At 60.4% G+C, this 24,369-nt stretch carries 23 protein-coding genes and 1 pseudogene; 18 read left to right on the top strand and 6 right to left on the bottom strand.

All coding sequences use genetic code 11. The features are described 5' to 3' along the window. Nucleotides 1–5: 5 nt before the first annotated feature. From HGP17_RS24670 to HGP17_RS24655, 4 genes are read right to left on the bottom strand one after another with little or no spacing between them, the layout of a single operon-like run. Nucleotides 6–458: a MaoC family dehydratase gene (locus tag HGP17_RS24670; protein ID WP_168813083.1), complete on the bottom strand. Its 453-nt coding sequence runs from the start codon at nt 456–458 to the stop codon at nt 6–8. A 1-nt stretch (nt 459) separates the two neighbouring features. Beyond that, nucleotides 460–888 (bottom strand): OB-fold domain-containing protein, encoded by a 429-nt coding sequence (locus HGP17_RS24665; RefSeq protein WP_168813082.1) that lies wholly within the window; start codon nt 886–888, stop codon nt 460–462. After that, on the bottom strand, nt 888–2,045 hold the full coding sequence (locus HGP17_RS24660) for a thiolase family protein (protein ID WP_168813081.1): 1,158 nt from the start codon (nt 2,043–2,045) through the stop codon (nt 888–890). Before HGP17_RS24660 ends, HGP17_RS24665 begins: the two co-directional genes overlap by 1 nt. Beyond that, nucleotides 2,042–3,994, bottom strand: coding sequence for an acetoacetate--CoA ligase (locus HGP17_RS24655; RefSeq protein ID WP_168813080.1), 1,953 nt, complete (start codon nt 3,992–3,994; stop codon nt 2,042–2,044). The genes HGP17_RS24660 and HGP17_RS24655 overlap by 4 nt, the downstream gene beginning before the upstream one ends. Nucleotides 3,995–4,155: 161 nt before the next feature. Here HGP17_RS24655 and HGP17_RS24650 point away from each other — a divergent pair, with 161 nt between their 5' ends. The 12 genes from HGP17_RS24650 to HGP17_RS24595 all read left to right on the top strand — a co-directional run bounded on the left by HGP17_RS24650 (nt 4,156) and on the right by HGP17_RS24595 (nt 16,428). After that, nucleotides 4,156–4,758, top strand: coding sequence for a TetR/AcrR family transcriptional regulator (locus HGP17_RS24650; protein WP_168813079.1), 603 nt, complete (start codon nt 4,156–4,158; stop codon nt 4,756–4,758). Between the two features lie 5 nt (nt 4,759–4,763). Further along, the gene (locus tag HGP17_RS24645) at nt 4,764–5,945 is read left to right on the top strand and encodes an acetyl-CoA C-acetyltransferase (protein WP_168813078.1); all 1,182 of its coding nucleotides are present in this window, start codon (nt 4,764–4,766) and stop codon (nt 5,943–5,945) included. Between the two features lie 86 nt (nt 5,946–6,031). Next, on the top strand, nt 6,032–6,853 hold the full coding sequence (locus tag HGP17_RS24640; protein ID WP_168813077.1) for a GntR family transcriptional regulator: 822 nt from the start codon (nt 6,032–6,034) through the stop codon (nt 6,851–6,853). Between the two features lie 196 nt (nt 6,854–7,049). Next, nucleotides 7,050–7,823 (top strand): glucose 1-dehydrogenase, encoded by a 774-nt coding sequence (locus tag HGP17_RS24635; protein ID WP_168813076.1) that lies wholly within the window; start codon nt 7,050–7,052, stop codon nt 7,821–7,823. A 17-nt stretch (nt 7,824–7,840) separates the two neighbouring features. Next, complete coding sequence (locus tag HGP17_RS24630; RefSeq protein ID WP_168813075.1) at nt 7,841–8,488, top strand: class II aldolase/adducin family protein; 648 nt, start codon at nt 7,841–7,843, stop codon at nt 8,486–8,488. Nucleotides 8,489–8,563: 75 nt separating this feature from the next. Further along, a complete protein-coding gene (locus HGP17_RS24625) occupies nt 8,564–9,571 on the top strand; it encodes a sugar ABC transporter substrate-binding protein (RefSeq protein ID WP_168813074.1) in 1,008 nt (335 codons plus the stop codon). Nucleotides 9,572–9,639: 68 nt separating this feature from the next. Next, complete coding sequence (locus tag HGP17_RS24620; protein ID WP_246704194.1) at nt 9,640–11,163, top strand: sugar ABC transporter ATP-binding protein; 1,524 nt, start codon at nt 9,640–9,642, stop codon at nt 11,161–11,163. Continuing rightward, on the top strand, nt 11,160–12,191 hold the full coding sequence (locus HGP17_RS24615; RefSeq protein WP_205926114.1) for an ABC transporter permease: 1,032 nt from the start codon (nt 11,160–11,162) through the stop codon (nt 12,189–12,191). The genes HGP17_RS24620 and HGP17_RS24615 overlap by 4 nt, the downstream gene beginning before the upstream one ends. Nucleotides 12,192–12,193: 2 nt before the next feature. Beyond that, entirely contained in the window at nt 12,194–13,171 is a 978-nt protein-coding gene (locus HGP17_RS24610) for an ABC transporter permease (protein ID WP_168813073.1), read from the top strand. Between the two features lie 14 nt (nt 13,172–13,185). Next, nucleotides 13,186–14,145 carry a sugar kinase gene (locus HGP17_RS24605; RefSeq protein WP_168813072.1) on the top strand — a complete coding sequence of 320 codons (960 nt, stop codon included), beginning with the start codon at nt 13,186–13,188 and terminating at the stop codon, nt 14,143–14,145. 28 nt (nt 14,146–14,173) lie between these two features. Next, entirely contained in the window at nt 14,174–14,932 is a 759-nt protein-coding gene (locus HGP17_RS24600; protein WP_168813071.1) for a 3-oxoacyl-ACP reductase family protein, read from the top strand. Between the two features lie 68 nt (nt 14,933–15,000). Further along, entirely contained in the window at nt 15,001–16,428 is a 1,428-nt protein-coding gene (locus tag HGP17_RS24595; protein ID WP_168813070.1) for an aldehyde dehydrogenase family protein, read from the top strand. Nucleotides 16,429–16,457: 29 nt separating this feature from the next. Here HGP17_RS24595 and HGP17_RS24590 read toward each other — a convergent pair. Next, a pseudogene (locus HGP17_RS24590) lies at nt 16,458–16,781 on the bottom strand (ATP-binding cassette domain-containing protein); the annotation flags it as partial. Between the two features lie 77 nt (nt 16,782–16,858). On the opposite strand from HGP17_RS24590, the gene HGP17_RS24585 reads away from it, so the two are divergent. Beyond that, nucleotides 16,859–17,317: an NAD-dependent dehydratase gene (locus HGP17_RS24585; protein WP_205926113.1), complete on the top strand. Its 459-nt coding sequence runs from the start codon at nt 16,859–16,861 to the stop codon at nt 17,315–17,317. A 78-nt stretch (nt 17,318–17,395) separates the two neighbouring features. Here HGP17_RS24585 and HGP17_RS24580 read toward each other — a convergent pair whose 3' ends face one another. After that, complete coding sequence (locus HGP17_RS24580; protein ID WP_168813068.1) at nt 17,396–18,409, bottom strand: GlxA family transcriptional regulator; 1,014 nt, start codon at nt 18,407–18,409, stop codon at nt 17,396–17,398. A gap of 236 nt (nt 18,410–18,645) precedes the next feature. Between HGP17_RS24580 and HGP17_RS24575 the strand changes: the two genes are divergently transcribed. The 5 genes from HGP17_RS24575 (at nt 18,646) to HGP17_RS24555 (ending at nt 24,338) form a co-directional block, all read left to right on the top strand. Then, nucleotides 18,646–19,782: an aromatic ring-hydroxylating dioxygenase subunit alpha gene (locus HGP17_RS24575; RefSeq protein ID WP_168813067.1), complete on the top strand. Its 1,137-nt coding sequence runs from the start codon at nt 18,646–18,648 to the stop codon at nt 19,780–19,782. Next, the gene (locus HGP17_RS24570) at nt 19,779–21,440 is read left to right on the top strand and encodes a choline dehydrogenase (RefSeq protein WP_205926112.1); all 1,662 of its coding nucleotides are present in this window, start codon (nt 19,779–19,781) and stop codon (nt 21,438–21,440) included. The genes HGP17_RS24575 and HGP17_RS24570 overlap by 4 nt, the downstream gene beginning before the upstream one ends. After that, nucleotides 21,437–22,216, top strand: a complete 780-nt coding sequence (locus HGP17_RS24565) for a class II aldolase and adducin N-terminal domain-containing protein (protein ID WP_348648990.1) — start codon at nt 21,437–21,439, stop codon at nt 22,214–22,216. Before HGP17_RS24570 ends, HGP17_RS24565 begins: the two co-directional genes overlap by 4 nt. A gap of 74 nt (nt 22,217–22,290) precedes the next feature. Further along, the gene (locus HGP17_RS24560) at nt 22,291–23,517 is read left to right on the top strand and encodes an FAD-dependent oxidoreductase (protein WP_168813066.1); all 1,227 of its coding nucleotides are present in this window, start codon (nt 22,291–22,293) and stop codon (nt 23,515–23,517) included. Next, the gene (locus HGP17_RS24555) at nt 23,514–24,338 is read left to right on the top strand and encodes an SDR family NAD(P)-dependent oxidoreductase (RefSeq protein WP_168813065.1); all 825 of its coding nucleotides are present in this window, start codon (nt 23,514–23,516) and stop codon (nt 24,336–24,338) included. Before HGP17_RS24560 ends, HGP17_RS24555 begins: the two co-directional genes overlap by 4 nt. The last annotated feature ends 31 nt before the right edge of the window (nt 24,339–24,369 follow it).

Raw genomic sequence — 24,369 nt, 5'->3', positions numbered from 1 at the left:
TGCCGTCAGCCCTTCGCCAGCGCGACGGTATAGACGGTCGCGGTTCCGGAGAGGCAGATTTCGCCGGCTTCGTTGCGCACGGTCGTCTCGATCTTGCAGATCGGCTTGTCGTCGCGGACGTCCTTGATTTCGACGCGGCCGGTGATTGTTTCGTCGACGCCGACGGCTTTGACGAATTTCCATTCGACGCCAAGGAAGACGGTGCCCGGCCCGGGAAGGTCTTCTGCGACCAGTGCGTTCAGGATACCCGACGTCACGCCGCCCTGGACGATCAACTTACCGAAGATCGAGGCTTCCGCGAGCGCCCGGTCGTAGTGGAGCGGATTGCGGTCGCCGGTCATTTCGGTGAACGCCTCGATGTCTTTCATGCCCGTGCGTCTCGATCGTTCGGCGACGTCACCGACCTTCGGCTTGCCCTTGATGACGCCCGCCCAGCCGTCCAGTTTCGATTCACTCATATCAGGTCCTTTCTTGAGATCGTGACTGCTTGAAAGCCGGCATGTTCCGGCCGCCTATGCGCGTCGGCACCATGTGAACCGCTGCGCCCACATCAAGTTCGTCACCGGCATCTCGCAGAATGAAGGTGAGCATGGTCGGCCCTTCCTCAAGTTCGACCACGCCGACGGTGTAGGGAGCAATCGGCAGCCATCCCGGATGACCGGGCTTGTGAACCACGGAGAAAGATTTCAGCGTGGCGCGACCCGATGCGTCTTTCCAGACGAGTTTGTCGCTCCAGCAGTGCGGACATATCGGGCGTGGATAGAAGACATGGACGTCGCATTCCTGGCAGTGCTGGATGGAAAGTCGTCCTTCTTCGGCCGCCTTCCAGAAGGGCGCGGTAAGCGCGGTCATCGTCGGCGCGGGTGTCCTTAAAAGATCAAGGCTCATCAATCTGCTCCCAGCACGAGTGCGGTCGCCTCGCTGACGGTGGCGCCGTTGCCGGTGACAAGCGCAAGCTGAGGATTCTTGATCTGACGGCCGGTCGCCGAGCCGCGAAGCTGGCGCACCGCCTCCACGATATGTGTCATGCCGCCGGCGAGATCGGGCTGACCGAAACCAAGTTGACCGCCATGCGTGTTGAGCGGTGTGTCGCCGCTGAACGAGAGATCGCGGCCGTTCAGCCAGTCGCCAAAGCCGCCCGGCTGGCAAAGGCCGGCGTCCTCGATCGTCAGCGCCACCATGATGGTATAGCAGTCGTAGAGAGACAGAAGATTCATCTCCTCGACGCGCGTTCCCGACTGAGCCAGTGCGCGCGCGATGGCCTGCTTCAGCGGGCCCGTGGTCAGGTCCGGAGCCTGGGATGCGGCCCTGTGGGTGATCTTTTCGCCGGCACCCAGCAGATGGACCAGGCGCTGCTGGCGCTCGCGCGCCCGCCGCACCGAGGTCACGATAACGGCCTCGGCACCTGCGACCGGCATCACGATTTCGAAAAGGTGGAGCGGTGAGGCGATCATCGGTGAGGCAAGGATTTCCTCGACGCTGGCCGGCTTGCCGTAAAAGATCGCCTCCTCGTTGAATTGCGCATTGTGCCGTGCCCAATGCGCGATCGCGGCGTAGTCCTCCGGCTTCGTTCCATGGCGGGCCATGTGGGCCTGCATGAACAGCGCGTAGGAGATGTTGGCGCCCGATGCGCCGAACGGCACGTCGAATTCGCGGATGGGGTTTCGATTGGGCGAGCGCGGAGGATCGTCGTCTCGCGCGTTGCCGAGAACGCACAGGACCGTCTCGCACATGCCTGCCTCAATGGCTGCCGCAGCTCGCCAGACCATGCCGGCACCCGACGCGCCGCCGAGATCGACGACGTTGCCCATTGAGGGGCGCAGCCCCAGATATTCGGCAATCGTCGCCGGCACATGTTGCGGCGTTTCGCCGACTTGCGGACCAACCAGCAGGCCGTCGATTTCGTAAGGCTCGATCCCTGCGTCCGCAACGGCGGCTGTCGACACTTTCGCCAGCATCTCCAGTGTCGTGATACCCTCGGTCCGGCGCATCGGCTTCAATTCGCCTATACCGATGATCGCGCCTTTTGATCCCTGCTGCCTCATGCGGCTTTGCTCCTGTCGAGCGCCCTATATTCTTCGAGGCATTCGGGATTGGCCAAGGACCCCATATTCTTGACTGTGCCGCCTTCAACTACGGTGCGGGCGGCACCCTCGACGCGCTTGCCGTTCAGCGTGTAGGGAATGGCACCGACCAGATGGATGCGATGCGGGACGTGGCGCGGCGACGCCATGTCGCGGATCATGCCGCGGATCTTTTTGGCGAGTGTGTCCGAAAGCGCTGCACCGTCCTTCAACTTCACGCAAAGAACGATTTCTTCGTCGCCGGGAACCGGCGCGCCGAAGACAAGGCAATCTTCGATTTCGGTGAAGCGTTCGCAGGCTGCATAGATTTCGGCAGTCCCGATGCGGACGCCGCCAGGCTTGAGCGTGGTATCCGAGCGTCCATAGATCACCGCAGACCCATATGGCGTCATTTCGGCGATATCGCCGTGTGTCCAGATCTCTCGGCGATGGGCAAAATATGTATCGTGGTATCGTTGCATCCCGCCGTCACCCCAGAAAGTGAGCGGCATGGATGGAAAGGGTTCGGTGCAGACGAGATCGCCCTGGCGGCCAAAGACCGGCGCATTGCGATCGTCCATGACGGCAACGGCGAGTCCGAGGCCCTTTACCGTTAAGTGGCCACGTCGAACCGGATGCAGGGGCGAACCGAGCAGGAAACAACCGATGATCTCCGTGCCGCCGGAGATCGATGCGAAGACCATGTCGCGCTTGATGTGATCGTAAACCCAGTCGAACTGCTGCGGAGATACGGGCGCGCCGGCCGACAGAACCGAGCGCAGCGCAGAAAGATCATGATGTTCGGCGGGATGGTATCCCTCGTCGGCAAGCGTTGCCAGATATTTCGGGCTGGTGCCAAAATGCGTGACGCGGGCTGCCTCGCATGCCTTCCACAACGGGGTGACGTCTAGGCCGGCCGGAGTCTTCAGGATCGGGGCGCCATCATAAAGCAGGATCGCGGCATCGCAGGCGAGCGCGGAGATGAGCCAATGATACATCATCCAGGCGGTGTTGGTGTACCAGCTGACCACGTCTCCCTGTCCGACGTCCCCGTGCAGGCGATGTTCCTTGACGTGCTGGAGGATCACTCCGCCGGTTGAATGGACGATGGCTTTCGGCGCTCCGGTCGTGCCTGAGGTGTAGAGCACGTAGAGCGGATGCGAGAAGGCGACGCGATCGAAGACGAGCGGCGCGTTATCGCCAAAACTCTCATAGGCATGAATTTCGAAGTTTCCCGACGCGCGTGTCGGTGCCGATCCCGACGTGACAACGACATGCTCGACGCTTTGCATACCGGCTGCGATCTCCGCAACGCGGGAGGTGATATCGTGATCCTTTCCGCCATACCGGTAGGAGGTTGCAGCAAACAGCACCTTCGGTCGAATTTGGCCGAGGCGGTCGAGAATGGCGACGGTGCCGAAATCCGGTGAACAGGACGACCATGTCGCGCCGAGCGACGCTGTGGCGAGCAAGGCGACGAGCGCCTCGGTTCGGTTCGGCAGGACGCCTGCCACGCAATCGTCTTTGGTGACGCCGGCGCGTCGCAGACCTTCGGCCACGCGCGCGACCATCATCCGCAATTGGCCGCGCGTCACCTGCGCCCTGTGGCCGGTCTCGTCGGCTTCATGGATCGCGATGGCTCCGTCGTCGCCGCGCAAAAGATTTTCGGCCAGATTGATGCGAGCATCGGGGAAGAAAGACGAACCGGTCATTGGCCGGTCTGTATTCTCGGCAAACGCGATATCGCCGGGGGTGCCGATCACGCCGGCAAAGTCCCAGACGGCGCGCCAGAATGCGCTCTTATCGGCTATCGACCAACGATGCAGCGTATCGTAGTCGCGCGGGTCGAAACCGTTGAGGCGCGCAAAGGCTGCCAGATTGCTAGCCTCAAAACAGTTGTCGGCGGGCTGCCAGACAATATCGGAATGCATTTCCCCTCCCATACACAGCACCATATTTGCCGTTGCAAAAGTACTGACCGATCGGTACAATTCCGTATATCGACAAAAGTGTCAATCGATTTTCCTGGCTGGATTGATGGGAAATCGATTAAGAAGGCTGCATCTTGTCCGCGCCTGAGCTGGAGAAAAGAATGGACGAACTGCAAAGCGTGCCAAAACCGGGGGACCTCTCCGACAGCAAGCGGATGATCATGGAGGTCGCCGCTAAACTCTTTGCAGATAAGGGATACGGCGGTGTTGGCATCAGCGAGGTCGGTGATGCGGCGGGCTTCGGCAAGGGGGCTTTATACTATCATATCAAGTCCAAGGAAGACCTGCTTTACGATATCATGACGGTCTATATGGTGGAGCTGATCAATGCCGCCCGGACCATCGAAATCAGTGGGGCGAACGTTACAGACCGTGTGCGCGCGCTTAGCGAAAGCTTCATGGAGATCATGTTTGCAAGCCGCCCGGAGATGACTGTCTGTTTCCGTGAAGTGCATGCTTTGACCGAAGCGCGGCGCAAAGGCGTGATGGCGCTCCATGCCGAATATCAGGATATCTGGGTTCGAGTCTTTGCGGATGGCGCGCGGCTTGGTGTGTTCCGGTCTTTGTCCAAGATCGAGGTCAAAGCGGTCCTTGGAATGTATTTCTACAGCTTCCTTTGGATCCGTGGTGACGGCGCCATGACGGTGCGCGCCATTTCCGAAAATTTCGCGGGCATTGCTTTGCGCGCAGCAGCTAAGGATTAGGGCGGATGCAGGACGACGTCTTCATCGTTGCGGCGCGGCGCACACCGATCGCGCGGCTGAATGGAAGCCTGAGATCGCTCAGTGCGGCCGAGTTGGGCGCCAGGGTGATCCGCGCGCTCCTCGATGAAGCGGACATCGAAGCTGATGCAGTCGACGAGGTCATCATCGGGCAGGTGTTGATGGGGGGTGCCGGACAGAACCCGGCGCGACAGGCGGCTCTAGCGGCAGGAATTCCTGTTAACGTACCCGCGATGACGATCAACAAGGTCTGCGGCGCGGGGCAGAAATCCATTCATTTGGCAGCACAGGCGATCCGTTGCGGCGATGCCGACGTTGTTATAGCTGGCGGTCAGGACAGCATGAGTGCTGCGCCACATCTGATCTATGGGCTCAGAGGCGGTGTCAAGTCAGGCGACCAGACGGTTAAGGACTCGATGGTTGTCGATGGCCTTTGGGATGCTTTTCATGACGTTCATATGGGTGAAACGGCCGAACATTTGGCCCGGCGCTATCAGGTCGGGCGCGCGGAGCAGGACGCATTTGCCTTGGCGTCGCAGCAAAAGGCAGCCGCCGCGATCGAGCGGCAGCGCTTTGCCGAAGAACTCGTGCCCGTCACCGTCAAGAGCCGAACGGGCGAAGCCATCTTCAATGCGGACGAACACCCCAACCCGGCAAGCACGCTGGAAAAGCTTGCGGGCCTCAAGCCCGTGTTCGATGCCGAGGGAACCGTAACGGCTGGCAATTCATCGGGCTTGAATGATGGCGCAGCCGCTGTGCTCGTCGTCTCGGGCAGGCGATTGGCCGAACTCAATCTCACGCCGATCGCGCGCATCGCCTCCTATGCTTCGGCCGGCGTGGAGCCGATGGATATGGGGCTCGGTCCAGTCGCCGCGTCCCGCGCGGCGCTCAAGAAGGCCGGTTGGCGCGCCGCCGATCTCGATCTGATGGAAATCAACGAGGCATTCGCCGCGCAGGCGATCGCGGTCAATCGCGAAATGGGCTGGGACAGTGAGCGCATCAACGTGAATGGCGGCGCTATCGCGCTTGGCCATCCGCTCGCTGGCTCCGGCTGCCGCATCGTGACGACACTCGTCCACGAAATGCAGAAGCGTCAGGCCGCAAAGGGCCTTGCTTCGCTCTGCATCGGCGGCGGGCTCGGCGTGGCGATCTGTCTGGAGAGTGTATGACCGGACACGGACGCAACTGTCCGTCTTGACCTTTGGCCAAAAGCGAAAGAGTTTGGGGTAATTCTAGATATAAGCAGTATTGCCCCATGACGACAAAACTCCGCTCGGTCGGCCGCCCCCGCTATGACCATTCAGACGACAGCGCCAACGATGCTTTCCGGGCCATGGCTCGGGAAAACCTCGATCGCGGCGAAACCGCGCCGCTCTGGGTGCAGCTGAAAAACCGCATCCAGGACGCGATTGTTTCTCAGCAGCTCAGCCCTCATTCACGCATGCCCTCGGAGCAGGCGCTTTGCGAGATCTTCGACGTCTCGAAGCCGGTGGTTCGCGCGGCATTGAGTGCACTTGCGACCGAGGGACACGTTATCAAGCTCCCGCGCAAGGGCATGTTCGTCGCCAATGCCCGGCAGCAGGACGTCGACTTCATGACGTCGAACCTCGGCGTTTTCGGGGATCTAACGGCCAAGGGCCACGTCGTCACCACGAAGACCTTCGAATTCTATCGCGCCAGCGCCGATGAGGATGAGCGACGTGTCTTCGGGCTGCCGGGGGAGGGCGATGTCGTACGCATCACGCGCGTATACTATTGCGACGGCCAGCCGATTACGCTGACGCATATTTCTCTGCCCGGGCATAAGGTGCCTGGAATGGAGAAGCTCGATATCCATAATCGCTCCGTCTTTCAGACCATCAAGGAACAGTATGGACTGACCGTTCAGCGGGCGGAGCGTTGGTTTACGGCCGCCATGCCCGACGAAGACGCCGTCGAGCGCATGGGAATCTCGAGCGGTTCGCCGCTGATTGCCATCGAGTCGATTGCCTATGACCACGACGGCGCGGCGCTCGAATACTACAAGGCCTTCTATAATTCGGCGGTCGCGCGGATTCACGTCCGCATCGATCCGTAGAGATGTACCATTCGGTACAAAAAAGTTTGATTTCTGGTTATAACCAGATTGACAATCTGCCAGCTGGCCCGTAGTCTCCTCTCATAAGGCGTGGGAGCGCCGGAGGAATTCACAGGAAGAGAGTGGAAACAGCGAGAAGCCTTATGGCTCCACGCACGGGCCCTCTTGTGCCGTGAGCAGGCTTCGGGAGGCAGGCATGGATTATCGCAACCAATTCAACCTTGAAGGGCAGGTCGCCGTCGTGACCGGCGGCGCGAGCGGAATTGGTCTTGAGACGGCAAGGGCGCTTGCAAGCGCGGGCGCCGATCTGGCGCTTGTCGACGTCGCGGCAGAGAGCCTCGCGAAGGCGGCGACGGAGATTTCGACTTTCGGGCGCCGGGTTTCGACGCATGTGGCAAATGTCACCGATCCCGCTGCTGTCAACGCCGCAGCCGATAAGGTCATGGCCGAGCATGGCAAGGTCAGTATTCTCGTCAACAGCGCCGGCATCGCGCGGCTGCATTCGGCACTCGACGTCTCCGACGAGGAATGGCGCCTCGTCATGGATGTCAACGTCAATGGTACCTTCTGGGCATCGCGCGCCTTCGGCCGCTTCATGGTGGAAGCGGGTGCCGGCAGCATCGTCAATCTCGGCTCCATGTCCGGCCTGATCATCAACCGCCCGCAATTTGCGGCCTCCTACATGGCCAGCAAGGGTGCTGTTCACATGCTCACCAAGGCGCTGGCGCTCGAATGGGTCGACAAGGGGGTGCGGGTTAATGCGGTCGCCCCAGGTTATGTCGGAACGGAAATGACACTCAAGATGCGCGAACGGCCGGAGTTGTTCAACGTCTGGATGGACATGACGCCGATGAAGCGGTGCGGCGAGCCGTCCGAGATCGCGTCCGCAATCCTTTTCCTCGCCTCACCCGCGAGCAGCTATGTCACCGGCTCCATCCTGTCGGTCGACGGCGGCTACACAGCTCTTTGATATTGATTGGAAACCAGATGTTTAGTTCCGCCGAACTTGAGAAACGACAGGCCATTATCGACGCCTGCCTGGAGATGAACCGCCTCGGCATCAACCAAGGCACGTCGGGCAATATCAGCGTGCGCCACGAGGACTTCATCCTCATCACCCCGACAAGCACGCCCTATGAGCGGTTGACACCCGAAAGTATCGTGCGGCTGGAGCTTGACGGATCGACCAAAGGCCCGCTGCAGGCTTCCAGCGAATGGCGGTTCCATCGCGATATCATGATCGCACGCCCGGATGTGAATGCGATCGTGCATGCCCATCCGATCTATTCGACGATCATTGCCATCATGGGCCTCAGCATCCCGCCGATCCACTACATGGTCGCGGTCGCAGGTGGTGATGACATCAGATGCGCACCCTATGCGACATTCGGGACTGAGGAGCTGTCACGCAACGCAGTGACGGCACTCGAAGGCCGCAAGGCCTGCCTTCTGGCGCACCACGGCATCATCGCCGTCGGTGACTCGCTCGCGAAGGCGCTCTGGCTGTCCGTGGAAGTGGAGACGCTTGCCCACCAGTTTCACGGCACACTTCAACTCGGCGAGCCGCCACTGCTGTCGAAAGACGAGATCGAGCGGGTGATCACCAAGATGGGGACCTACGGTCTCAAGGAATAACGATCCGCTCCGGTCGAAAGACCGGCGGAGCGAGAAAGCAGGCAGACGTTCACGGACAGAATTTGGGAGGAAAAAATGTCCAGATCGAAAAGCAATACACGCCGTAACATCGCCAGAGCCGCCGTCGCGGTTTGCGCCCTGGTTGCCGGCATTCATTCAGCAACAGCACAGGATGCAGGCGACGAGAAGCTCTCGTTGAAAGGCAAGAAGATCGGCATATCCGCCGTCGGCACCGACCACAACTGGGACCTCAAGGCCTATCAGGGTATTATCGACGAAGTGAAAGCACTTGGCGGCGAGCCGATCGCGCTCGATGCAAAGCGGAACGACCAGACACAGATCTCGCAGCTTCAGACATTGATCGCGCAGAAGCCTGATGCAATCATCGAGCAGCTCGGCAATCTCGATGTACTCAACCCCTGGCTCAAGCGTATCCGTGATGCGGGCATCCCGCTATTTACCGTCGATACAGCCACACCATATTCGCTGAACAACAGCACGTCGAACAACTATGCGCTGGCGTCGGAAGTCGCGTTGCAGATGGTTGCCGACATGGGCGGCAAGGGCAACGTACTCGTCTTCAATGGCTTTTACAGCGTCCCGGTTTGCAAGATCCGCTACGATCAGCTGAAATACGTGCTGCAGTCTTTCCCCGATGTGAAGATCATCGAGCCTGAACTGCGTGACGTCATTCCGAATACGGTGCAGAGCGCCTATTCCAACGTCACCGATATGCTGACCAAGTATCCGAATGAAGGCGATATTTCGGCTGTCTGGGCATGCTGGGACATTCCGCAGATCGGCGCCACGCAGGCGATCGAGGCCGCAGGCCGCAAGAATATCAAGACCTATGCGATCGATGGCAGCCCCGAAGTGGTGGAAATGGTCGCCAACAAGGACTCCGCGGCAGGCGCCGTCGGCGCGCAGCAACCTTACGAGATCGGTCGCTCGGCAGCCCGCAATGCCGCCAAGTATCTGGCCGGCGAAAAGGTCAGCCCGTTCACCTTCGTACCGGCGGTGCTAATCACCAAGGAAAATGCTGACAAGACTGCGGCTCCTTTCCTTCCCAAAAAGGAAAATTGATCCTCTGCGGCACGCCTTTCCGGGAGGCGAGGCGTGCCATAACCTAAAGATGACGGGGAGGGGTTCATATGGCCTCCGAAAATGACCTTGCTATCGATATGCGTTCGATCTCGAAGAGCTTCGGGGTTGTGAAGGCGCTGGTTGACGCCGATTTGAAAGTACGTCGTGGCACGATCCACGGCCTTGTCGGGCAGAACGGCGCTGGAAAATCGACGATCATCAAGGTTCTGGCCGGCATGCTGAAGCCGGATGCCGGTGAAATCGTCATCAATGGCGAAACCGTTTCCCGTCTGACCCCGGCCAATGTCGAAAAGCTTGGCGTCCATTTCATCCATCAGGATCGCCTGCTTGTGCCGACGGCCACGGTCGGGGAAGCAATCTTTCTGAAAAACGAACCCGGCTTCGGCATTTTCGTCAATCATCGCAAGATGGCCAGGCGCGCCACCGAAATGCTGTCGCGTTATTTCGATCTGCATATACCGGCGTCCACTCTCGTGCAGGACCTGACGACGGCGCAGCAGAAGATCGTCCAGATCACGCGTGCTCTTGCCCAGAATGCCTCGGTGCTGGTGCTCGACGAACCGACGGCGGCTTTGGTCAAGCGCGAGGTCGACAGTCTCTTCCGCGTTCTCCGTCGCCTGAAGGACGAGGGGATCGCGATCATTTTCATCTCGCACTACATGCAGGAGATCGAGGACCTCTGCGATGAGGTCACGGTTATGCGCAACGGCACAGACGTCGGCGTCGTCACCCCGCGCGACACCGGCATCGACGAGATCGTGCGGATGATGATCAACCGTGACGTCGGCGATATGTTTCCCAAGCGCTCCGCCGCCATCGGCGAAACTGTGCTGTCGGTCTCGAACCTTTCCCTCTCGGGACATTTCGATGATGTATCGCTCGATGTCAAAGCCGGGGAGGTCGTCGGCATCACCGGCCTGCTCGGCTCCGGAGTGAAGGAGCTGATCCATTGCCTGTTCGGGTTGCAGAAGGCCGATCGTGGCGAGATCGCTATAGAGGGTAGGGCTGTCAGGCTCTCCACGCCCGTTTCGGCAGTGTCACAGGATGTTGCGCTGGTTCCTGAAGATCGGCGTGCGCATGGCGTCGCCCTGGGTCTTTCGGTCCGTGAGAATATTTCCCTCGCAAGCCTCAGCCGCTACAGCAAGAATGGCTTTGTCTCGCGGCAGAAGGAGAATGTCGCCGTCGACGGGCTCATCCGTGAACTTTCGATCAAGACCCCGCAACGCGATGCCCTCGTCAAGACACTCTCCGGCGGCAATCAGCAGAAGGTCGCGCTTGCGAAATGGCTGAGCTGCCAGTCCAAGGTCTATGTGCTCGACGAGCCGACGGTTGCCGTCGATGTCGGCGCAAAGGTGGAAATCTACAATCTCCTCAACAGGCTCGCCGCCGAAGGCGCGGCAATCCTCTTCATGTCATCGGACCTTCTGGAGCTGATTGGTATCTGCGATCGGATCCTGGTGGTCTACCGCGGCGAGCTGACCCATGAATTCAAGGCGGACGAAGTCGATAGCGACCGGCTGCTCGCTGCAGCCTCGGGCGCACGCCCATCGGCAGACAGGAGCGCAGCATGAGCGCGGTTTCGGCAAACGGGAACATGACGATGAAAGCCAGTGAAAAGCCGCCAGCAACGGTCTCCTCCGGCAGAAAGGCGATCGTCGCTTTTCTGGTCCGGCTGGGCGCAATCGGCTGCTTCGTGCTGATCCTTCTCTATTTTGCGTTCACGGCACCGGGCTTTTTGTCCTTCTACAACGCGCTGAATGTTGTCGAGCAGTCGGCAATCCTCGGCATACTTGCCTTCGGCATGTCGACCGTCATCATCGGTGGTGGTTCGGATGTCCAGACAGGCGGTATCGATCTGTCGATGGCCGCGACGACAGGCCTTTGCGCGGCTGTCTTCGCCAGCATGCTGAACGCCGGTTTTCCGACGCCTGTAGCGTTCCTGGCGACACTGGCGACCGGCCTGATCGTGGGCTTGATGAATGCCGTCGCCGTCGTCCGGCTCAATATCCTGCCACTGCTTGCTACGCTTGCGACAATGAACATCGTGGCGGGAGCGGAACTTATTCTGACGCAGAATACGGTTCTGCCCGTGACGGCTGATTTCGTCGCTGCGATGGCGATGGGATCGGTGGCCGGGATTTCGTTCCTTGCCTGGTCGTTGATCGTCTTCACCGTTTTCATGGTTATTGCGTTGCATTTCACTGGTTTCGGCCTGCGGCTCTATGCGGTCGGCGGCCATCCGGAAGCGGCCCGCGCTGCAGGCATCGGCGTGGGACGCTATGTGACGGGCACCTATCTCTTTTCCGGCGCCTGCGCCGCCATGGCGAGCGTCCTTTTGATCTCTCGCCTCAGCGCCAGCACGCCGGGAACGGGTGAACTGCTGCTTTCAATCCTGGCGGCGGCATTGCTTGGAACGGTCTTTTCAAGACGCTTCGTCCCGACCGCTGCGGGAACGTTGCTGAGCACACTTTTCATCGGTTTTCTCGCCAACGGCTTCCAGCTTCTGAACGTCTCCAGCTACTGGGTCAATGGTGTCCAGGGCGCGCTCATTCTGCTGGTCGTTGCCGCAACTTCCTTCGCCAGACCTTCGGAGCGCTGATCATGCAGACTTCCTCGAGATTTCAGCGATTTGATGCTGCCGGCATATCGCGATACGCCGTGGCGTTGGCCTTCCTGCTGCTGCTGGTGTTCTTTTCGATGGCAAGCCCAAGCTTCCTGACGCCTGCCAATCTGTTCAATATTCTCGTCAACAATGTCGTGCTGCTTGCCGTCATCGCTTTCGGCATGACGGTCGTCATCTCGGCTGGAGGTATTGATCTCTCGGTCGGCGTATCGGTCGATATGGCGAGTATGGTCTTCATCATGCTGCTGGCCGCCGGATGGGGAGCTGCCATCGCGATCCCGGCCGGTCTTGCCGCCGCCCTGTGTGTCGGCCTGTTGAATTCGGTGCTGATCACCCGCCTGCGCATCAGTCCGTTCCTGGCGACGCTTGGCGTCCTGTTCATAGGACAGAGCGTGCAGCAGATCGCCACCGGCGGCGGCCAGCCGATCTATCTCGTCACCGGTGATCTGGTGAAGCTGTTTACGGCGATCGTGCGAGCGCCCGTGTTCGGCGTGCCGATGTCCGTCATCATCTTTGCGTTGTGCGGCGTGGCTGTTTATCTGACGCTGCACAAATCGGTCTTCGGCCGCTATGTCAGCTCCTTTGGCGCCCAGCCGGGTGTGGCCTGGTATTCGGGCATCCGCGTGCCGTTCAACATGTCGCTCGTCTATATCGCCTGCGCCCTGCTTTGCGGCGTTGCCGGGATCCTTTTGTCCTCCACGGTCAGATCCTATGTGCCGCTTTCCGGCAACGCCTTCCTGCTCGACGCCATTGGCGCAACCTTCATTGGCACCACCATCAGCGCCGAGCGCCGTCCGAGTGTGATCGGCACGCTTCTCGGCGTGGCGCTGCTGGCCGTCGTCAAGAACGGCTTGCTGCTGATCGGCTGGAATTTCTATTGGCAGCAGGTCGGCATCGGCGTGCTCGTCTTCCTCGTCCTTGCGCTCAGCTTCGGCCTGCGCGGCCGCGACCACTAACCGAAAGCATGACCATGACACGTTTTGATGTGAGCTCCATCGGCTTTTATGTCCTTGATATCCTCGGACGCCCCGTCACGCGTATTCCGGAGGGAGGGCGCGCGGATTACATCGACGAAATCCGCATGACCGTTGCCGGCACCGCCGGCGCCACGGCTGTCGATTGCGCGATCCTCGGCCTGAAGACGCGGGCGGTGACCACCGTCGGCGATGACGAGATGGGGGACTTTCTCGAGGCGAAGATGCGCAAATTCGGGGTCGAATGCTCGCTGGTGCGGCGGACCGGGGATGTCCAGACCTCCGCCACCATCCTGCCGGTCCGGCCGAATGGCGAGCGTCCGGCCCTGCATGTGCCCGGTTCGGCCGCCGTCTTCAACGTTGCCGCCGAGGACATGGAAGCCGCTTTGGACGCGAAGGTCGTCCATGTCGGCGGCACCGGCTTGCTGCGGTCTTTCGATGGTGAGCCGACGCTTCGATTGTTTCAGAGAGCGAAAGCGCTCGGCCGCATCACGACTTTCGATTTGATCCAGGCTAATCCCGAGACCTTTGCGCTGGTCGAGCCGTGCCTGCCCTACATCGATTATTTCGTGCCGAGCATCGAAGAGGCGAGCGAGATGGCCGGCCGCAAGGATCCTCGCGAGGTCGCTGCCTTCTTCAAGCAACGCGGGGTCAAGAATGCGATCCTGACGCTTGGCGCTGATGGCGTGTTCGTCTCAGCCGAGAGCGGCGAAGAGTTCTATCTCCCCGCCTTTGAGGTCAAGGTGTCCGATACGACCGGCTGCGGCGACAGCTTCACCGCCGGTGTTATCGTCGGCATCATCAAGGGATGGGATCTGAAAACGACGATGAAATTCGCGTCGGCGGTGGCGGCAAAGGTTGCCATGGGCCTCGGCTCCGACGGCAAGCTCGTCTCTTTCGATGACACGATACAGGCGATGAACAGCCTTCCGGTCAAGCAGCCGGCCGCCGCATAATTTATTTGAGCAATAAGGAATGGACATCATGATACGCCCTACAGGCAAGATCGCCATCGTCACTGGAGCGAGCCGCGGCATAGGTCGCGCCATCGCCGTCGGCCTGGCGGAATTCGGATATAACGTCGCCGTTCTCGATCTGGCATCGCAGAAGAGCGAGCTTGCCGAAACCGCGCGACAGATCGAGGCGAAGGGCCGCGTCGCCCATCAATACGAAGTCGATGTCACCGCCCGCAGTGAGATTGACGCTGTTGTCGCTGACGTGACCAAGAAGGAAGGCAGTGTCGACGTGCTAGTCAACAACGCCGGCATCCTCAAGCCCTCGACGTTGGAGGAACTCTCCGAAAAGGACTGGGATGCGCATTTCAACGTCAATGCCAAGGGCGTCCTCCTGATGTGTCAGGCGGTGTTGCCGCAGATGCGGAAGCAGAAGTCCGGCCGCATCATCAATATCGCCTCGATCGCCGGGCGTCAGGGTGTCGCCACCCAGGGTCATTATGCGGCGACCAAGTCGGCCGTCATCACGCTGACGCGCGTGTTGGCCCAGGAGGCCGGTGCGGACGGCATCACCGTCAATGCGATTTGCCCCGGCATCATCCTCACCGAGATGGGCAAAAACAATCTCGGCAGCGATGAGGCTATCCGTCATTGGGAGACGGTCGCCTCCCTGAAGAGGCTCGGCAATCCCGAAGATGTCGTCGGTCCCGTTCGCTTCTTTGCGTCTAGCGAATCCGATTTCGTCACAGGGCAGGCGCTCAACGTCTGCGGCGGCATCTATTTCCACTGAACCTGAGGGTTCCAAATCATCGGCAGCACTTGAAGCACGGCTCGAATGAGGGCCGGGGAGGATTGGTCATGTCCGGAAACGAACTGAAATTCCTGATTGGCGGCAACTGGGTGGATCCCATTGGCAAGGGGCGCCACACGCTGATCAATCCGGCGACGGAAGAAGCCGTCTGCGAGATCGCCATGGGCGACGAGCGTGACGTCGATCGGGCCGTTGCTGCGGCAAAGGCGGCTTTTCCGGCCTTCTCGACAACTCCGGTGAAGGAACGGCAACGTCTCCTCAAGCGGCTGCTCGACCTTTACAATCGCGACTATGAGCTGATCGCCGACATGATGACCGAGGAGATGGGCACCACGTCGGCCTTCTCGCGATCGGCACAGGGATGGTGTGGTCGGTCTCACCTCGAAACGATTATCGACGTGCTCGATCATTATGCCTTCGAGGAGCTGCGCGGCGATATTCTGATCTCGCGGGAAGCCGTCGGTGTCTGCGCGCTGATCACGCCCTGGAACTGGCCGATGAACCAGCTCGTGGTCAAGGTCGTGCCGGCGCTTGCGGCAGGATGCACGATGGTGGTCAAGCCGAGCGAATTTTCGCCGCTGAGCTCGATCCATTTCAGCGGTCTGGTCAAGGAGGCGGGCTTCCCGGACGGCGTCTACAACTACATCAACGGTGAGGGGAAGATCGTCGGCGAGGCGCTGTCACGGCATCCCGATGTCGACATGATCTCGGTGACCGGATCGGCAAGAGCTGGCGTTGCCGTTGCTCGCGCGGCTGCCGACACCATCAAGCGTGTCCACCAGGAACTCGGCGGCAAGTCGGCAAACATCATTCTCGACGACGCCGATTTTGAAGAGGCCGTCAGCCGCGGCGTGCATGGATGCTATGGAAATACCGGCCAATCGTGCAAGGCGCCTACCCGCATGCTGGTTCCTGCGGACCGCATGCAGGAGGCTGCGGCTATTGCCGCTCGCACTGCGGATTCCGTCCGGATCGGCCCGCCGACGGATGCCGCTTCCGATCATGGCCCGGTCGTCAATCGGTCTCAGTACGAGCGCATCCAGTCGCTCATCGAGAAGGGTATCGCGGAAGGGGCGACACTTGTTGCCGGCGGCCCGGGGCGTCCGCAGGGTCTCAATCGCGGCTATTACATCCGGCCGACCGTCTTTGCTGATGTGACGCCGGACATGACCATCGCGCGCGAGGAGATCTTTGGCCCGGTCCTGTCGATCATGGCCTACAAGGACGAGGCGGATGCCGTCAGCATCGCCAACGACACGGTCTACGGGCTGGCCGGCTATATTCAGACACCCGATGTCGAACGCGCCCGCCGCATCGCTCGCCAGCTGCGCGTCGGCATGGTCTACATCAACCAGTCGGATTGGGATGCAACCGCCCCCTTTGGCGGTTACAAGCAATCGGGCAACGGCCGCGAACATGGTGAATTCGGCCTCACGGACTTCCTGGAGATCAAGGCGACCGGCGGCTACAGCTGACAAGCGCGCAAAAGGCTGCGATCAAGGCCTTAATGCACATGTCTGAGGAAGTCTCGAAAGCGCTCGCTGGGCGGTTCGGCCAGCAGCGTTTTCGGATCTCCGTCATGAACGAGCTGGCCGCGTTCCATGAAGAGAAGTCTCGACCCGACACGCTTTGCAAAACCGATCTCATGGGTAACGACGAGCATGGTCATCCCCTCGGTGGCGAGCGTCTGCATCACCTTGAGAACTTCCTCGCGCAGTTCGGGGTCCAGCGCCGATGTCGGCTCGTCGAACAGCATCAGCTTCGGACCGACGGCAAGCGAGCGGGCGATTGCCACACGCTGCTGCTGTCCTCCGGACAGCTGCGCCGACGCGACTGGCTTTGGAGCGGAGTGATCGACCGATCAATCCCGTCGCGCCGCGATTGGAAGGCCTTGTTTCCGTTGCTATGTCTTATAAGCCCGATATCGTGATCTGTGCTCTGGGAACAACGCAGGCCATAGCAGGGTCAAAGGATGGATTTCGGTACGTTGATTACGAACTGCCCATCGCCTTCGGCGAGGCCGCATATGCTGCCGGCGTCGAAACATACGCGATCGTCACAGCCATGGGTGCTTCCGCACAATCCAGAAGCTTCTATTACAGAACCAAAGGCGAGGTGGAGAGAGACCTCCAGAAGATCGGTTTCCGTTCGCTGACGATCAGCAGGCCGAGCCTCATCGGCGGAGACCGGATTGAACCGCGGCCGATAGAGGAGATAGCGCTGATGGCCGCTCGGATTTTAGCACCCATCCTGCCGAAAAGATTTCATGTCAATCCAGCCGAAATGATCGCAGCGTCATTGCTCGACGCAGCGATCGCCGGAAAGACAGGTTGCCATTGGATACAGGCCGAGGACATGCATTGAGATGTCGCCAATGCATTCTGCCACGTGACGGTCAATGCCAGCACTGACGCCGATTCCGCGCTGGTCTTCGGAGGGCGCTTATTGCCGTGATCGTGTCCCGGCATGGCCTCGCCGGAAAACGCTGCTGTCGACGGATTGATGCCGATCCCGGCTGGGCGAGACCTTGAAGGCCTTTTTATACGTGCGGGAAAAGACCTCGAGAGATGCGAAGCCGCAGGCAACCGCGATTTGCGTGATTGTCAGATCCGTCTGTTGCACCAACTGATGCGCCCGCTCCATGCGTAGCATGTGATAGACTTGCGCCATGCCGGAACCGAGCTGTCTCTGGAACATGCGCTGCAGGTGCCTTTCGGAAACGCCGACCATCTCAGCAATCCTGATGCAGGATTTGGGCTCGTCGATCGTTGCCGCCATGATCTGGCGTGCCTGGGCGACGGGATCGCGCGCCGTCGCACCGAGATCCTTGAGTTCAAGCGTCTGCTGGCGGTCGTTGCCCTGCCGCTTTTGCAGGAGCAGATGCTGGGCGACTTCATCTGCGAGCTCGAGGCCCGCGGCGCGACCGATGAGCGCCGTCATCATGTCGAGGGTCGCAGTTGCGCCCGCAGAGATGGGGCGCCGTGCCGAAAGGCTATACAGCGTATCCGTCACGTTCACATCGGGATAACGTTCCCGAACCCCCTCGATATTGTACCAATGAACGGGGGCGATCTGGTCCTCCATCATGCCGGCTGCGGCCAGTATCTCGCTGCCTGTCTCGACCGCGCCGACATCACTGCCTGCCCGCTCCATGAAGCGCAGCCATTTCAGCAGGCGTGTGTCCTCGGCGCCGCGACGCGAGTCAAAGCTCGCAAGCACCAGAACGACATCGAAACGCTCCGTTGTGCCAAGGGGATGATCGACGGGGGTCTGGATGCCGTTGCTCGCCGTCACGGCAAATCCGTCCGTCGAGAGTGTGCTCCAGCTGAAAAGCTTCTTTTGTGCAATCCAATTGGCGATGAACAAAGGTTCGATGACCATCGCCATCGCCAGATAGGAAAAGCCCGGAACGAGGACGAGGCCGATGTGATGAGATCTGGAGTTCTCGAAAGGCATGATCAACCTTGATTATTTCAGACGCGGCATGTCTGGAATCGTTAGATTTTCGGAAATCTCGTCATGTGAATCCAGCTTCGTCTGTAAAATACTAAAATACCTGGAGATTTTGACAAGATACCAGAGTAGTTGCGCGCAAAACGTGTCAGATATCGTCAAACGACAACGTAATTCCGATCCTACCATTCTCCTGTAGCCGGCCTTCTCGGGGCCGCATCGTGAGCAGGAGGTGGGACATGACCATAGCGCAACTGACCTGGGACTACAGCGATCCGCGGACGGGCACATCGATGCCGGCGCCGTTCTTTTTCGACAAGGGTGTGTTTGACGAAGAAAAGGCGAAGATCTTCATGAACTGTTGGCACGTCGTCGGACATGTCAGCGAGTTTGCCAAACCCGGCGATTTCGTCGTGCAGGAAATCTTCGAGCAGAGCGTTGTCGTGATGGCCGGCCGCGATGGCGAGATCAATGCCTTTCACAACGTCTGTCGCCATCGCGGCAACCGGCTGATCGAGGATCGGCGCGGCAACAAGGTCGGCGTGATCCGCTGCATGTACCACTCCTGGTGCTATAACCAGGACGGCAGCCTGCGTGCCGCCCCGCGCACAGAAAATCTCGACGATTTCGACAAGAAGGAATGGGGCCTCAGGCATGTCAGGCTCGAAATCTTCGCGAGCTTCGTCTTCATCACGCTTGACCAGAATGCCGCCCCGGTTGCCGAAATCGCCAAGGGCGCGGATGTCGAGATGCGCCGTTTCCTGCCCGATCTCGACAATCTCGAGCTCTCCTCCGAATCCGATGTCGTCGTCGACGCGAACTGGAAGGTCATTCAGGAGAATTCGATCGAGGGCTATCACTTCGATCTCTCCGGCCCCGTGCACAAGGATCTGGCCGCGCTCATCAATTTCGAAGGCTATACGCTCACGCCCTATGGCGATTGGTGGACTTATATCGGCCCTCCGAACAAGGGCGCCACGCAGGCCTATGGCGTGCCGCTCGACGGATCGACCTGGCAGACGGACTGGTTCTTCAACATCGGGATCTTCCCGAACACGACCTTCTATTCCTTCCCCTATACCGACATGGTCGGCACCTTCATCATGATCCCGCTGACACCGGAAAAGTCCCTGCTTCGCTTCGGCTATTACACACCGAAAGGACGCGAGACGCCACCGGTGACGAAGGCGGCGATCGAATGGATGAACACGCAGCTCGGCCCTGAAGATATCGAACTCAACGTCACCAATCAGAAAGGGCTGCATTCGCTCGGCTTCGGCTCAGGCAAATATCTGATCGATCCTGCCCGTCCACATCAGAGTGAAAATCTCGTCCATCATTTCCATACGCTTTGCTACAAGGCGATCCGGGAATGACGACAAATGCCGGCATGTCCTGGGACTATGTGATCGCCGGCGCGGGGTCGGCAGGCTGCGTGCTTGCGGCACGGCTGTCGGAGGACCCGGCCTGCCGGGTCCTGCTGCTGGAGGCCGGTCCGGAAGACCGGTCCATCTGGCTCAGAATGCCGGCGGGTATGTCCCGGGTCGTCTGGGGTGATCGCTACAGCTGGGCCTTCATCTCGGCGCCCGAGCCGCATCTCGAAAACCGGCAGCTCGGTCATCCCCGTGGCAAGGTCGTCGGCGGCTCCTCATCCATCAACGGGATGGTCTGGTTGCGCGGCCATCCCCGCGATTTCGACGGTTGGGCTCAGCTCGGCGCGCGCGGCTGGAGCTACGAAGACGTGCTTCCCTATTTCTGTCGGTCGGAAACCGCACCGGTGGATGACAAGCTGCGCGGCAAGGGTGGCCCAATCCGGATCACGCGCGGCGATGTCGAGGCGTCACCGCTCTCCAGGGCCTTCATTGCCGCCGGGATCGAGGCTGGTTATCCGGCCACGCCCGATTTCAATGGCGGCCAGCAGGAGGGCTTCTGTGCTGTCGAGCGCAGCACATGGCGCGGTCGTCGCTGGAGTGCCGCGCATGCCTATCTCAATCCCGTACGCGACCGCCCCAATCTGACCGTCATCGCCGGCGCACATGCGCTTGAGGTCATGCTCGAGGGATCGCGCGCCACCGGCTTGCGCTATGCCAAGGATGGCCGCGAGCATATCGCAACCGCACAGGAGGTGATCCTCTCGGGTGGGGCCATCGGCTCGCCACATCTGCTGCAGCTCTCCGGCATCGGGCCGCAAAGGCATCTCGCGGCGGCCGGCATCAAGGTGCGACACGCTTTGCCCGGGGTCGGCGAAAACCTGAATGACCACCCGGATCTGGTCATTCAACATGCCTGTAAACTGCCCGTCTCGCTCTATCCGGTAACGCGCGCGCCGCGCAGCTGGCTTGCCGGTGTCGAATGGATGCTGAAGGGCTCGGGTCCCGCGGCGACGAACCATTTTGAAGCGGGTGGCTTCATTACCAGCCGTCCGGAACTCGACCATCCGGATCTCCAGTTCACCTTCATGCCCTTGGCCGTCGTGCCGGGCGGAACGGAAGTTCGCGCCGAACATGCCTTTCAGGTTCACATCGATCTGATGCGGCCGCGCAGCCGCGGGCATGTGCGCGCCACGAGCAACGATCCCTTCCAGGCACCGGAGATCCTGTTCAACTATCTGGACGATCCGCAGGATCTCGCCGATCTGCGCGCCGGGGTTCATTTGCTGCGCCGCGTGCTGTCGCAGCCGGCGCTTATACCCTTCGCCGGCGCCGAGCTTTTTCCGGGACCTGCCGTGCGGACGGACGAGGAAATCGATCGCTGGATCAGGCAGACGCTCGAGACCTGCTATCACCCCGTCGGGACCTGTCGCATGGGGGCTGCGGACGATCCCGGAGCCGTCGTCGATCCCGAATGTCGTGTGCGCGGGATCGAAGGGCTGCGCGTGGTGGACGCATCGATCATGCCCGCGATCGTCAGTGCCAATACCAATGCTTCTACCATCATGATCGCCGAAAAGGCGTCAGACATCATCCGGGGCCGGACGCCGCTGCGTGCCGCTCAGGCCCCAAGCGAACAGCACGCACGGAGGACAAGCGCGTGAACATTCTACAAAGCTCATCGACCGCTGCGCCGAACACGTTGCCCGATAAAGCAACTCTGGACACGATGCGGCAGGATCTCGCCGCGTCGTTTCGCTGGTTTGCCCGGCTTGGCATGCATGAATCCGTGGCCAATCATTTCAGCCTCGCCGTGGAGCCGAGCGGGCGGTACTTTCTGATGAACCCGCGCGGTCGCCATTTCTCGCGCATACGAGCCTCGGATCTCATTCTGCTCGATACGCAAGACGCGGCAACGCTCGATCGGCCGGATGCGCCCGATCCGACCGCCTGGCACATTCATGGCCGCATCCACGCACGCTGTCCACATGCGCGGTGCGTCATGCATCTGCATCCGCGCTATGCCACGGCACTGGCCTCGCTTGAGGACAGCCGCATGCCTCCGATCGACCAGAACACGATGCGCTTCTTCGGCCGGCTTGCCATCGACGACGGTTTCGGGGGAATGGGGCTTTCCGACGATGAGGGCGATCGTCTGGCGCGGCTTCTCGGCAACAACAACGTGATGCTGATGGGCAATCACGGCGTGCTGGTGGCCGCCGATACGGTCGCAGCCGCGCTGGACGAAATGTACTATTTCGAGCGCGCCTGCGAGACGCTGATGATCGCCTATGCATCCGGCAGGCCCCTGCGGATCGTCTCGGATGACGTGGCGAGTGTCACGCAGCAACAATGGGCGGAATACGGCCAACTCGCGATCGACCACCTTTCCGAAGTGCGTGCCATTCTCGATGCCGAGGAGCCCGAGTATCGCACCTAGCAGCAAGCCATGTCGGGTTGGTTCCTGTCCCGCTGCGCCAATCGTTGAAACGTTCCAGCAACAAGGCTCTTTCCATGGATAAAGCCGAGAGACTTCTCATCGTTGGCGCCGGTCAAGCGGGCTTTGCGGCTGCAGCAAAGCTACGTGCGCTCAACGACCACCGTCCGATCACGATCGTCGGGGCGGAGGATGTTCTGCCTTATCAGCGGCCGCCATTGTCGAAGAAGTATCTGGTTGGCGATATGAGCTTCGAGCGGCTGCTGTTCCGGCCGCAGCAATGGTATGTCGATAATCGGGTCGACATCCACCTTTCGACATGGGTCGAGGAAATCCGGCGGGACAAAAAGCAGGTTGTGTTGGGGACTGGCGCGGTTCTGGACTACGGAACCTTGCTGCTGGCGACCGGATCGACGCCTCGCCAACTGCCTGCGGCCGGCGGCGGCGCGTTGCGTGGGGTCTATGTCATGCGCGACAAGCGGGACGCAGATCTGCTGGCGGAAGCGATGCTGCCGGGGCGCCGCGTATTGATCATCGGCGGTGGTTATATCGGGCTTGAGGCCGCAGCGGTGGCACGCCATCACGGGCTGAACGTGACCGTGATCGAAATGGCCGACCGCATCCTCCAGCGGACGTCCGCCAGCGAAACGGCCGACATCATGCGATCGATCCATCAGGCCCATGGCGTGATCATCCGCGAAAGGACCGGCCTCGAGCACCTCATCGGCAAGGATGGCCATGTCTGTGCCGCCAAGCTATCCGATGGCTCGGTGATCGATCTCGACTGCGTTATCGTCGGAATTGGCGTACTTCCGAACGATCAACTGGCCGATGCTGCCGAGCTTGACGTCAAAAACGGCATTGTCGTTGACGAATTCGGCCGGACGTCCGATCCATCCATCTTTGCTGCCGGCGACTGCGCCTCCTTTCCCTGGCAGGGCGGTCGTATCCGCTTTGAATCGGTGCAGAATGCCGTCGATCAAGCCGAGGCCATCGCCGCAGTGATAGCCGGCGGCACCGAACCCTATCGGCCGAAGCCCTGGTTCTGGTCGGATCAATATGACGTCAAACTGCAGATTGCCGGCTTCAATCTCGGCTACGATCAGACACTTGTGCGTCCCGGCAGCCGCGAGAGAACCTACTCGGTCTGGTATTTCAAAGAAGGAGTGTTCCTGTCGGTCGATGCGCTGAACGACGCGACGGCCTATCTCCTGGGCAGGAAGATGCTCGAATTGGGCATCAATCCGCATCCGTCGACGCTTGCCGATCCATCCAGCGATCTGAAACAGTTGCTCCGCGCATGACCAACAAGCTGGAAGGTCGCAGCGCTATCATCACCGGCGGACTGACCGGCCAAGGTCTCGCAATCGCGCAGGCTCTCGCCGCCGAGGGCGCAAAGATCGCCGTCGGCTCCCGTGCGCTGGCTGATCGGAAAAACGGTGAGGCCATCGCTCGCGAATCCGAACATATTGTCGAAGCGCGCGAACGCCTTTCTGGATATGGCGGCATCGTCTATTTCGGCCATCTCGACGTGAGAGACCCCGATACGATCGCGCAGTTCATACGTGAGGCGGAAGCCGTCTGCGGACCGGCGGACATTCTCGTCAACTCTGCCGGCATGACCAGTGAGCAGCCGGTTTGCGGACACTCGGATGAACTTTGGCTCAGGATTATCGACACCAACCTGACCGGCGCCTTCCGGATGACGCGGGCGTGCCTTCCCGGCATGATCGAACGACAATGGGGTCGGATCATCAATATCGGGTCGACGGCAGCGAGTGTCGGCTGGAAGGACAATCCGGCTTACTGCGCCTCAAAATCGGGATTGCTCGGCCTGACGCGGTGCGTGGCGCTCGAGGGCGCCCCGCACCGCGTCACCTGCGTGATGATCAGCCCGACATGGGTCGAGACCGAGCTGATGCGCAACAATGTGCGGGAACTCGTCGAGCGCGAAGGCAGGGGAAGAACGGTCGAGGACGCTATCTCGGACATTACCCGCCAAAATCCTCAAAATCGCCTCATCCAATCCGATGAGGTGGCCGCCCTCGCTGCCTTTCTCTGCGGCGAGGGTGGAAAAGGCATCACAATGGAGAACATCCAGCTCACGGGCGGCGCACTTTGGTGAGCCGCCTTTTTCGTTTCGCAGTGCATGACAA

The organism is Rhizobium sp. P38BS-XIX, assembly GCF_012641435.1.
In the GTDB taxonomy this organism is placed as follows: Bacteria; Pseudomonadota; Alphaproteobacteria; order Rhizobiales; family Rhizobiaceae; genus Rhizobium.
The sequence above is the reverse complement of the archived record's forward strand: the minus strand, read 5'-3'. Positions and strand labels throughout refer to the sequence as shown.